This window comes from Monashia sp. HAY1-2A, assembly GCF_056755315.1.
In genome coordinates this window covers 1-11,375 of the sequence record NZ_JBNDHY010000137.1, presented here as the reverse complement: position 1 = coordinate 11,375, position 11,375 = coordinate 1, and the positions used below count along the sequence as shown (strand labels likewise).

Sequence of the window (11,375 nt, the reverse complement as noted above, 5' to 3'; positions counted from 1 at the left end):
CGCGCACCGGCATGTCGATGGGCGAGCACATGGCCGTCACGGCTGCGCAGTGGGGCATCCCGCGCGAGGCCCAGGACGAGCTCGCCGCGGCCAGTCACCACCACCTCGCGGCGGCCTACGACCGCGGCTTCTTCGACGACCTGATGACCCCCTACCTCGGGCTCACGCGCGACGACAACCTGCGACCCGGCACCAGTGTCGAGAAGCTGGCCGCGCTCAAGCCGGTCTTCGGCCGTGGTGAAGGTGCGACGATGACGGCCGGCAACTCGACGCCGCTCACCGACGGCGCCTCGGCCGTCCTGCTCGCGAGCGAGGACTGGGCCGCCGAGCACCATCTCGAGCCGCTCGCGTGGTTCGTCGACGCCGAGACCGCGGCCGTCGACTACGTCCACGGCGACGAGGGCCTCCTCATGGCGCCCGCCTACGCCGTGCCCCGGCTCCTCGAACGCAACGGGCTGACGCTGCAGGACTTCGACCTCTACGAGATCCACGAGGCGTTCGCCGCGACCGTGCTCACGACGCTCAAGGCGTGGGAGGACCCCGACTTCTGCAAGGCCCGGCTCGGGCTCGACGCGCCGCTCGGCTCCATCGACCGCAGCCGGCTCAACGTCAACGGGTCCTCCCTCGCGGCCGGCCACCCCTTCGCGGCCACCGGTGGGCGCATCGTCGCCTCGCTCGCCAAGCAGCTCAAGGAGGCCGGTGGCGGGCGAGGCCTCATCTCCATCTGCGCTGCCGGCGGGCAGGGCGTAGTCGCGATCTTGGAGGCCTGACCCGTGTCCGACCTGTTCACCACGCTCATCAGCTCGCCGGTCGCCAGGAAGGTCGGCGTGCCGCAGCCGACGACGCTGCGGCGGTACGAGCCGGGCCTGCCCCTGTGCGAGGGCCCGGTCCTCGTCGCCGGCGGCGGTCGCTTCGCGGCCGGCATCGGCGACTGGCTCGGCTCGTGCGGGACCGCCGTGGTCGAGTCGGTCGACGGCCTGGCGGAGGGCGCGCGGGTCGGCGCGGTCGTCCTCGACCTCAGCGCCGCCACCGACCCCGAGCAGCTCGCCGCCCTGCGCGTCCTCGGCGCGCCGGCGGTCAAGCGCCTCGCCCGCAACGGCCGGGTCGTCGTCGTGGGCACGGACCCCGCGTCACTGACGGACGTCGGCGAGGTCGCCACCCAGCGCGCCCTCGAGGGCGCCGTGCGCTCCCTGGCCAAGGAGCTGCGCGCGGGGGCCACCGCCAACCTCGTGCTCGCCCGCGGCGCGGCTGCGGACGGCGTCCGGTCGGCCGTCGAGTTCTTCCTGTCGGGCCGTTCGGCCTACGTCGACGGCCAGGTCGTCCGCGTCGACGAGCGCACCGGCAGCAACCCCGACGCCCTCCGCCCTCTCTCCGGCAAGGTCGCCGTCGTCACCGGTGCGGCCAGGGGCATCGGCGCGGAGATCGCCCGGGTCCTGGCCCGCGACGGTGCGACCGTGGTGGCCGTCGACGTGCCCCAGGCCGGTGACGCCCTCGCACGGGTGGCCAACGAGGTCAAGGGAACCGCCCTCCAGCTCGACGTCACCGCCACCGACGCCGGCCGGCGCGTCGTCGAGCACGCGCGGTCGCGCCACGGCTCGCTCGACATCGTGGTGCACAACGCCGGCATCACCCGCGACAAGCTCTTCGTCAACATGGACGACGCCCGCTGGGACTCGGTCGTCGCCGTCAACCTCGCCTCGATCCTGCGGATGAACGAGGCGATCCTCGACGACGGCGGTCTCGCCGACGGCGGGCGCATCGTGTGCGTCGCCTCGATCGCGGGGATCGCGGGCAACCGGGGGCAGACCAACTACGGCGCGAGCAAGGCCGGCGTCATCGGCCTCGTCACGGCGCTGTCGGCGCAGGTGGCCCCGCGCGGCATCACCGTCAACGCGGTCGCGCCCGGGTTCATCGAGACCGAGATGACGGCCAGGATCCCGTTCGCGACGCGTGAGCTCGGCCGGCGGATGAACTCCCTCCAGCAGGGCGGCCGGCCGCGCGACGTCGCCGACACGATCGCGTGGTTCGCCCAACCCGGGGCCGCCGCCGTCACCGGCCAGGTCGTGCGGGTCTGCGGCCAGAGCCTGCTCGGGGCGTGAGGCAGATGACCCGTCGCACCACGCTCGAGGGCCCGCCCGACCTGCGCCGGATCTACGCCACGGCGCTGCTGCGCCGGGGGTCGTCCGGCGCCGAGCTGCCGGACGTCGAGGTCTCGCGCGCGGCGGTCCGGGTCGAGGTCGCAGAGCTCGTCGCCTACTCGAGGGTGTGCGGCTTCGCCGTCGACGGCACCCTGCCGCCGACCTACCCCCACGTGCTCGCGTTCCCGCTCCAGATGGTCGTCATGAGCGGCGACAGGTTCCCGCTGCCGCTCCTCGGCGCGGTGCACCTGGAGAACACGATCACCGTCGCTCGCCCCGTCGGTGTCGAAGAGGCCCTCGACGTGTCGGTCCACGCGGCCGACCTGCGCCCGCACCGCCGCGGCCGCCAGGTCGACCTCGTGTCGGAGGTGAGCGTCGGCGGCGAGCTCGTGTGGCGCGGGGTCAGCACGTACCTGTCGCGGGGCGCCGAGCACCCGGACGCCGTCGCGTCCGAGCCGCCGTCGCTGGCACCCCTCGACGCCGTCCCGAGCGGGCCCCTCTGGCGGCTCGGTGAGGGCACGGGGCGGGCCTACGCGTCGGTCTCGGGCGACTGGAACCCGATCCACGTGCACGCGCTCATGGCCAGGCCGCTCGGTTTCCCGACCGCGATCGCGCACGGGATGTACTCGTACGCCAGGACGCTGGCCTCCCTCGGGCCCAGGCTTCCGCGCTCGGGGCTGACGAGCAGCGTGTGGTTCCGCAAGCCCGTGCGCCTGCCCTCGACGGTCCGGCTGCGCACGGCGTTCGAGGACGACTCGACGCTCTCGGTGCTGGAGTCGGCCACCGGCGACGTCGATCACGCGGTCGTGCGCAACACCTGGTGAGGCGTGGCGGCGGCCGGGGCGGCGCGACCTCACTCGTAGAGGACGTACTCCGGCTGCGGCCGCAGCGCGAGGACCTGCTTCGCGGTCATCAGCGGTCCGGACCGGCGGTCCTCGTCGTAGAAGAGCTTGAACCCGGCGTGGACGGTGCGCGGCAACCGAGCCGTGAGCTCTCGGTACGTGCCCCGCTTGAGGTCCGGGTCGCCGATGCCGTCGACCGACTTGACGACGGCGACGCCCCGGTGAGCCCGGATGTCGTTCTCCGACCGGACGATCCGGGGCGCGAGCTGGTGGAAGACGAGCGCCTTGTCCGGAAGGTCGTGCGCGGTGACCACCTGCGACAGGTAGGCGGCGACGGCGTCGATCTCACGGCCCGTCGTGTGGCCGAAGGTGCGCATCGGCACCTCGCGCGGACCCATCGCCCACTCGGGGTCGAGCGCGACCCCGACGTCGGGCTCGGCGAGCCACCGCGCGTAGTGCCGCACCTCGTCGAGGAAGTCGGCGCGGCCGGGTTGGATGCCGAGGAGCAGGATGCCGCGCACCTTGCGGGCCGCCGCGAGGTACCGGGCGATGACGGCGTCGGACGTCCGGGTGCGGTAGAGGTCGTCGGCCCCGGGGTCGGCAGACACCATCGTGCTGATGAGCTCGAGGACGGGCAGGGCCCGGCGACCTGCCGCGAACCGGTCGGCGACGGACGCCGCCTCCTGCGCCCGGGCGTCGAGGTCGCCGATGCCGAGACGTCCGAGGGCGGGGGCCCCCGGATGTCCGACGTAGCCGACGAGGCGGTAGGTCGGGAACAGGGTGCGCCCGCCCCGCGGCAGCTGGTGGGAGGCGACCCCCGGACCGGAGTCCGATGCCGTCGGCCGGGACGTGGCGGGCGAAGAGCTCGGTGCCGGGTCGGACGACGATGCCGGACGGAGCGGGCCCGGGCCGCTGGCCGGCGGCGGGGCGCCGCATCCGGCCGCCAGCGTCGTCGTGGCGACGACCGTGAGCGCGAGGGCCCGACGGGCCGGACGTGGCCACCGCCGGCGCGCTGGGGCGGACCCACGGTCGTGGGGCCGGGGCCTGCCGAGAACCGTGTCGCTGGTCCGCATGGGTCATCGATACCCTTGATCGCGCCGTGACCCAAACGGCGTCCACCCAGGGAACACGAGGCGATCCGGCCGGCGACGGTCGGATCGCGCACGAGAAGGAGCACGCACCGTGTCTGCACAGATCACCGTCACCGTCGCCGGGAGCGAGCGAACGGTCGCGGAGCAGACGACGGCGGGTGACCTCTTCGAGGGCGACCGCTCCGTCGTCGTCGCCCGCGTCAACGGCCAGCTGCGCGACCTCTTCCACGTGCTCGCCGACGGCGACGTCGTCGAGCCGGTCCCGGTCGACAGCGAGGACGGGCTCGCCGTGCTGCGCCACTCCACCGCCCACGTGCTGGCGCAGGCCGTGCAGCAGGTCCGGGCCGACGCCAAGCTCGGCATCGGCCCGCCCATCCGCGACGGGTTCTACTACGACTTCGACGTCGACACCCCGTTCCATCCCGATGACCTCAAGGCCCTCGAGAAGGTCATGCAGAAGATCATCAACGAGGGCCAGACCTTCGCACGCCGGGTCGTCACCGACGCCGACGCCCTCGAGGAGCTCGCGGACGAGCCGTACAAGTGCGAGCTGGTCGGGCTCAAGGGCGGCAACGCCGACGACGCGGCCGAGGGCGCCGGCGTCGAGGTCGGGGGCGGCGAGCTGACGATCTACGACAACATCCGTCGGGACGGCACCCGCGCCTGGGGCGACCTCTGTCGCGGCCCGCACCTGCCCAGCACCAAGGTCATCGGCAACGCCTTCAAGCTGATGCGCTCCGCGGCCGCGTACTGGCGCGGGTCGGAGAAGAACCCGCAGCTGCAGCGCATCTACGGCACGGCCTGGCCGACCAAGGACGACCTCAAGGCCTACCTCGACCGGCTCGCCGAGGCCGAGCGCCGGGACCACCGCCGCATCGGTGCCGAGATGGACCTCTTCTCCTTCCCGGACGAGCTCGGGTCCGGTCTCGTCGTGTTCCACCCGAAGGGCGGCGTCATCAAGCGCGAGATGGAGGACTACGTGCGGCGCCGGCACGTCGAGGAGGGCTTCGCCTACGTCGGAACGCCGCACATCTCCAAGGACGGGCTCTTCCACACCTCGGGGCACCTGCCCTACTACGCCGACACGATGTTCCCGCCGATGGAGCTCGAGGGCGCGAAGTACCAGCTCAAGGCCATGAGCTGTCCCATGCACAACCTCATCTTCAAGTCACGCGGCCGGTCCTACCGCGAGCTGCCGCTGCGCCTGTTCGAGTTCGGCGGCGTCTACCGCTACGAGAAGTCGGGGGTCGTGCACGGCCTGACCCGCGTCCGCGGCCTGACCCAGGACGACTCCCACTCGTACGTCACGCCCGAGCAGGCACCAGCGGAGATCAAGCACCTCCTCGACTTCTGCCTGGGACTCTTCCGCGACTTCGGCCTCGACGACTTCTACCTCGAGCTGTCGACCCGCGACACCGAGGGCGAGAAGTCGGCCAAGTTCATCGGCAGCGACGAGCAGTGGGAGGAGGCGACTGCCGTCCTCGAGCGGGTGGCCAGCGAGTCCGGGCTCGAGCTCGTGGCGGACCCGGGCGGTGCCGCGTTCTACGGCCCGAAGATCTCCGTGCAGGCCCGCGACGCCATCGGCCGCACCTGGCAGATGTCGACGATCCAGTACGACTTCAACCAGCCCGCGCGCTTCGGCCTCGAGTACCAGGCGGCCGACGGGTCGCGCCAGCAGCCGGTGATGATCCACTCGGCCAAGTTCGGCTCGATCGAGCGGTTCCTCGGCGTCCTCGTCGAGCACTACGCCGGCGCGTTCCCCGTGTGGCTCGCGCCCGTGCAGGTGCTCGGCGTACCGGTGGCCGAGGACTACGCCGACTACCTCGGCGAGGTACTGGACCGCATGCGCCGCAAGGGAGTCCGCGTCGAGCTCGACGCCAGCGACGACCGCTTCCCCAAGAAGATCCGCAACGCGAGCAAGTCGAAGGTCCCGTTCACGCTCATCGCCGGCGAGGAGGACCGGGCCGCCGGAGCCGTGTCCTTCCGCTACCGCGACGGGTCCCAGAAGAACGGGGTGCCGGTGGACGACGCGATCGCCGAGGTGCTGGCCGCGATCGAGAGCCGCGCCCAGGTCTGACCGCGACGGGATGCGCTGAGCCGCGGACCACTGTCCTGTCCGATGTCGTGTCGACTTCGGACAGGGCAGTGGTCACGGGTTGCCACACGGGACGCACGACACGAGTCTCGGGCGAGACACCGCCGTCGCCCCGTGAAGGAACGCTCTCATGCGCATCGTGCTCAGATCGCTCGGCACCGTCGTCCTCGCCGCCATGGTCCTCGGACCGGTGCTGCCCTCGGGCGCACCGCCGACGGCGGCGGCAGCTGCGGCGGCCGGCCAGACCCTCGTCGGGTCCGTCAACCCGTTCATCGGCACGCAGGACAACGGGAACACGTTCCCCGGCGCCAGTGCGCCGTTCGGCATGGTCCAGGTCAGCCCGGACACCGGGGGAGAGGGCGGCTACGACTACTCGCAGACGTCGATCTACGGCTTCAGCCAGACGCACCTGTCCGGCGTCGGGTGCCCGGTCGTCGGCGAGCTGCCCGTCATGCCCACGACAGGCGCGATCACGACCGTCGACGCCGCGCGCTACGCGTCCGCGTACTCCCACGCCGACGAGGAGGCGAGCCCCGGCTACTACCGCGTCGGGCTGCCGACCTATGGCGTGCAGGCCGAGCTGACGGCGACCGACAGGACCGGCTGGCAGCGGTTCACCTTCCCATCCGGCAAGGCCGCCAACGTCCTGCTCAACACCGGCAAGGCCAACATGCGCGTCTTCGACTCCGAGGTGCACGTCGTGGGCGACCGCGTCGTCGAGGGCCGCATCCACGACGGCAACTTCTGCGCCGGCAAGGACGAGCACACGGTGTGGTTCCGCGCCGAGTTCGACCGGCCGTTCTCGTCGTTCGGCACGTGGAGCGGCTCGACGCTGACGATCGGTCGCCGCGACACGTCCACCACGGGCGGCGGCAACGGCGCCGCGGTCACCTTCCCGACCGGCACGACGTCGGTGACGATGAAGGTGGGCCTCAGCTACACCGGCCCCGAGGGCGCCCGCGCCAACCTCTCGAAGGAGACCGGCGACGGGTTCGACTTCGACGCGACGCGCGCCGCCCTCACCCAGCGGTGGGAGCACCAGCTCGAGCACGCCCGGGTCACAGGCGGATCCGACGAACGGCGCACGGCCTACTACACGGCGCTCTACCACTCGCTCATGCACCCGAACCTGGCCTCCGACGTCGATGGGACGTACCACGGCTGGGACGGCAGGACGCACGTCGCCGACGGCTACACCCCTCGCCAGAACTTCTCGCTGTGGGACACCTACCGGCCACAGAACCAGCTGCTCGAGGTGCTCGCGCCTGACGTCGCCCGTGACTCCTACCTGTCGCTGCTGGCCATCGGCCGCGAGGGTGGCTGGCTGCCGCGCTGGGCCCTCGTCAACAGCGAGACGAACATCATGACCGGTGACCCGGTGACGCCGTTCCTCGTCGAGGGCTGGAGCAAGGGCTTTCTCGCCGGGTACGAGGAGCAGGCGTACGCCCTGCTCAGGCAGAACGCGACCGGGCGGCCGCCGGCCGACAGCCAGTACAACGGACGCTCCGGGCAGCACTGGTACGACAAGCTTGGCTACATCCCGTTCGGCCTGCGCGTCGGCACCGACTGCGTGTCGCACGGCGGCGACAACGACTGCGCCCACCCGGCGTCGGCCACCATGGAGTACGCCGCGGCCGACGCGTCGCTCGCCATCATGGCCAAGGCCCTCGGGCACGCGGCGGACGCGTCGATGCTCACCGAGCGCAGCGGCTGGTACAAGAACCTCTGGGACGCCGGCACGCAGACCTTCCGCCCGCGGATGAGCGACGGCACCTGGCTCGACCCGTACGACCCGGTCGAGGCCTCGCACGCCTTCCACGAGGGCGGCTCCTACCAGTACCAGTGGCTCGCCCCGCAGGACCCCGCCGGCCTGGTGGAGCTGATGGGCGGACGCGCAGCCACGGAGAAGCGCCTCGACGACTTCTTCGCCTACGACAAGCTGCTCACCGACCCGGCCGGCACCGCCCGCACCGACTGGATCGAGGCGACGTACGCCTACTACAGCAAGCCGACGTACAACCCGAACAACGAGCCCGACCTGCTCGCGCCGTACGTCTACGCGTGGGTCCAGCAGCCGGCGAAGATCGCAACGGTGGCCCGTGCCGCGTTCACGCTCTTCACCGACGGAGCCGACGGCATGACCGGCAACGACGACCTCGGCACGATGAGCGCCTGGTACGTCTTCTCGTCCTGGGGGCTCTACCCGACGATGAGCGGGGCCGACTACTTCGTCGTCAGCTCGCCGCAGTTCGAGCGCGTCGACATCGACGTCGCCTCTCCGGCGACGGTGGGTACCGGTCAGGGCGACCGCCTCACCATCACGGCGCCCGGCGTCTCCGACGCCGACCGCTACGTCCAGACCCTCACGGTCAACGGGACGAAGAGCACGAAGAGCTGGGTCGGCTGGGACGCCCTGCGCCGCGGCGGCACCATCGCCCACACGGTCGGCACGACGCCGAGCCGGTGGGGCACCACGCCCGCGGACGTGCCGCCCTCGGCCGTGCAGGCCGGACGCGACCCGCGCCTGTCGCTGTCGATGACGGCGCTCCCGAACCCGGTCGTCGTGCCCACCGGCGCCCGGCAGGCCCGCCTCTCGGTCGACCTCGTCGGACAGGCGCCAAAGAGCCTGCCCGTGCACGTCGACGTCGCGACGCCCCAGGGCTGGTCGGCCGCGGTCGGCGGCAGCGGTGACGCTGCCGCCGTGCTGCACAGCGACGGCGTCCCGGCCAGCGCGTCGGTGCCCGTGACGGTGACGCTGCCCGCCGGCCTCGGCGTCGGGACCCACGAGGTCCGGGTCACCGCCTCGGCGCCGGGCGTCGACCCGGTGACGAAGGTCGTCACGGTGCAGCTGCAGGAGGCTCTCGAGTGCGTGCCCGGTGCCGCCGGCTGCGCCGTCGACCTCGGGCAGGCCCGCAACCACGACGGCACGGCGACGGTGTCCGCGCCGAGCGAGGGCAACTTCGACGGCAGCGGCTGGAGCTACGACGCCGCCCTGCTGCCGACGGGTGCCACGTGGGACTGGAACGGCGTCACGTACGCCGCGCCGGTGACCTCGGGCACGACGCCGAACTTCGTCGAGGCCCGGGGACAGACGATCCTCGTGCCCGCGGCGAGCCGGAGCGCGGTCCACGTCGTCGGGGCGACGCACAACGGCGACGTCTCGACCGCTCTGCGCCTCGCCTACACCGACGGCACGGTGCAGTCGGTGCCCATCTCCCTCACCGACTGGGCTGCCGGCAGTGGGCACAACGGCAACCAGGTCGCCATCGCGATGGACCACCGGATCAAGGGGGGCTCAGGCGTCGACGGGCCGCCGGTGCAGCTCTTCGGCGCGACGGTGGCCGCCGACCCGAGCAGGCAGCTGCAGTCGGTCACGCTGCCGGGCGACGACCGCTTCGAGGTCTACGCCGTCACGCTCGGCTGACGTCGACCGCTCGCGGGTCCGGCGCCGTCGCGCGCCGGGCCCGCGCACAGCCGGACCTGGTCGCCTCGACTCCTTGCGCGGCTCCGGCTCGTGGCCGAGACTGTTCGCACCTCGGCCCCGCGGCTCTCACACCCGCGGGGCTGATCTGCGTCGGTCCTGCGCTCGAACCGGCGTCCGTCGGGCATCGGACCGGACGAGGCGTGTCGATTTCTGCCTGCCCGACCGAGACGATTCAATGGTCGCAGGCCCTGCGGTGTGTGAGACCGCAGGGCCGCTGACGTCCGGCAACCCCGCAGTCCTAGGATCGACATCCATGACGGAGCAGGGGAGCGCGCCCGAGCCGGCCGAGGACTTCGCCCGCGTCGACGACGGCTTCGAACGGCTGTGGACCCCGCACCGGATGGCCTACATCCTGGGCGACCGGCCGACCGACGAGGCCGGCACCGACTGCCCCTTCTGCGCGGCGCCGGGCAAGCCCGACGCCGAGGGCCTCGTCGTGCACCGCGGCCGGAGCTGCTACGTCGTCATGAACCTCTTTCCCTACAACCCCGGCCACGTCCTCGTCTGCCCGTACCGGCACGTCTCCCTCTACGTCGACCTCACCGACGAGGAGACGCACGAGTTCACGGCGCTGACCAAGCAGGCCGTGCGCGCGCTCGAGGCCGCGTCGGGCCCGCACGGGTTCAACCTCGGCATGAACCAGGGTGCGGTGGCCGGGGCCGGGGTCGCGGCGCACCTGCACCAGCACGTCGTCCCGCGGTGGAGCGGCGACTCGAACTTCCTGCCGATCGTGGCCCAGACCAAGGCGCTGCCCGTGCTGCTCGAGGAGACGCGCGCGCGCCTCGTCGCCGCCTGGCCCGAGGGCTGAGCGGCGGTCAGTACGCTGTCACCACCATGCTCAACAGACTCCTGCGCGCGTCGCTGACCAAGGTCCTCGGTCCGATCGCCCACCTGTTCCTCCGGCTCGGCATCAGCCCGGACGTCGTCACGATCGTCGGAACGGTCGGGGTCTGCGTGGGAGCCCTCGCGTTCTTCCCGCGTGGACAGATCTGGGTGGGCGTGCTCCTCATCACCGCGTTCGTCTTCTCCGACACCGTCGACGGCATCATGGCGCGGGCGTCCGGCCGGTCGAGCAAGTGGGGGGCCTACCTCGACTCGACGCTGGACCGCGTCGGGGACGCCGCGATCTTCGGCGGCCTCGTCCTCTACTACGCCGGCCCCGGCGACAACCGGCTGATGGCCGGCCTCGCACTCGCCTGCCTCATCCTCGGCAGCGTCGTCTCGTACGCCAAGGCCAGGGCAGAGGGCCTCGGCTACACGGCCGACGTCGGCATCGCCGAGCGGGCCGACCGGCTCGTCGCCGTTCTCGTCGCCGCCTTCTTCGCCGACTTGCTCGACTCGACGCTGCTGCTCGGGGTGGTCCTCGCCCTGCTCGCGGTCGCCAGCTTCGTCACGGTGCTGCAGCGGATGGTCACGGTCCGACGCCAGGCGCTCGCGGCGGGGGAGGCACGCAGTTGAGCGGGCTCGTCCGGCGGGCCACCGACTCGCTCAGCGTCCTCGGCTTCTCGCTCGGCTGGTCGGCCGTGCGCGGGCTGCCGGAACGCGCCGCGTACGGGCTGTTCGACCGCGTCGCGGACATCGCGGTGCGCCGTGGCGGCTCGGGCATCGACCGGCTGCGGACCAACTACCGCCGGGTGCGGCCGGAGCTGTCCGAGGCCGAGCTGGACGAGCTCGTGCACGCGGGCATGCGCTCCTACATGCGCTACTACTGCGAGGCCTTCCGCC

General features: G+C 72.3%; 9 protein-coding genes. 8 read left to right on the top strand and 1 reads right to left on the bottom strand.

What is annotated here, in order from left to right; translation table 11 throughout:
- The 3 genes from ACPYOM_RS17255 to ACPYOM_RS17245 all read left to right on the top strand — a co-directional run.
- On the top strand, positions 1-770 hold a 770-nt coding region (locus ACPYOM_RS17255; protein ID WP_481346911.1), incomplete at its 5' end, for an acetyl-CoA C-acyltransferase.
- 3 nt (positions 771-773) lie between these two features.
- Positions 774-2,099, top strand: a complete 1,326-nt coding sequence (locus tag ACPYOM_RS17250) for a 3-oxoacyl-ACP reductase (protein ID WP_481346910.1) — start codon at positions 774-776, stop codon at positions 2,097-2,099.
- Positions 2,100-2,104: 5 nt separating this feature from the next.
- Positions 2,105-2,962 (top strand): MaoC family dehydratase, encoded by an 858-nt coding sequence (locus ACPYOM_RS17245; protein WP_481346909.1) that lies wholly within the window; start codon positions 2,105-2,107, stop codon positions 2,960-2,962.
- Between the two features lie 29 nt (positions 2,963-2,991).
- Here the strand turns inward: ACPYOM_RS17245 and ACPYOM_RS17240 are convergent, their stop codons facing one another.
- On the bottom strand, positions 2,992-4,053 hold the full coding sequence (locus ACPYOM_RS17240; RefSeq protein ID WP_481346908.1) for a hypothetical protein: 1,062 nt from the start codon (positions 4,051-4,053) through the stop codon (positions 2,992-2,994).
- A 109-nt stretch (positions 4,054-4,162) separates the two neighbouring features.
- Between ACPYOM_RS17240 and thrS the strand changes: the two genes are divergently transcribed.
- From thrS to ACPYOM_RS17215, 5 genes are all read left to right on the top strand, one after another.
- Positions 4,163-6,148 (top strand): threonine--tRNA ligase, encoded by a 1,986-nt coding sequence (thrS, locus tag ACPYOM_RS17235; protein WP_481346907.1) that lies wholly within the window; start codon positions 4,163-4,165, stop codon positions 6,146-6,148.
- A gap of 148 nt (positions 6,149-6,296) precedes the next feature.
- Entirely contained in the window at positions 6,297-9,590 is a 3,294-nt protein-coding gene (locus ACPYOM_RS17230) for a GH92 family glycosyl hydrolase (protein WP_481346906.1), read from the top strand.
- A gap of 313 nt (positions 9,591-9,903) precedes the next feature.
- Positions 9,904-10,458, top strand: coding sequence for an HIT family protein (locus ACPYOM_RS17225; protein WP_481343641.1), 555 nt, complete (start codon positions 9,904-9,906; stop codon positions 10,456-10,458).
- A 26-nt stretch (positions 10,459-10,484) separates the two neighbouring features.
- Positions 10,485-11,108: a phosphatidylinositol phosphate synthase gene (gene pgsA, locus ACPYOM_RS17220; RefSeq protein WP_481346905.1), complete on the top strand. Its 624-nt coding sequence runs from the start codon at positions 10,485-10,487 to the stop codon at positions 11,106-11,108.
- Positions 11,105-11,375 (top strand): LpxL/LpxP family acyltransferase (locus ACPYOM_RS17215; RefSeq protein ID WP_481346904.1); only part of this gene is annotated, 271 nt, incomplete at its 3' end. The genes pgsA and ACPYOM_RS17215, both read left to right, overlap by 4 nt.

Bases quoted from the DNA above. Each gene is read 5' to 3' on its own strand.
- ACPYOM_RS17240 (WP_481346908.1), bottom strand. From the start codon at position 4,053: ATGCGGACCAGCGACACGGTTCTCGGCAGGCCCCGGCCCCACGACCGT.
- ACPYOM_RS17245 (WP_481346909.1), top strand. From the start codon at position 2,105: ATGACCCGTCGCACCACGCTCGAGGGCCCGCCCGACCTGCGCCGGATC.
- ACPYOM_RS17225 (WP_481343641.1), top strand. From the start codon at position 9,904: ATGACGGAGCAGGGGAGCGCGCCCGAGCCGGCCGAGGACTTCGCCCGC.
- ACPYOM_RS17230 (WP_481346906.1), top strand. From the start codon at position 6,297: ATGCGCATCGTGCTCAGATCGCTCGGCACCGTCGTCCTCGCCGCCATG.
- pgsA (WP_481346905.1), top strand. From the start codon at position 10,485: ATGCTCAACAGACTCCTGCGCGCGTCGCTGACCAAGGTCCTCGGTCCG.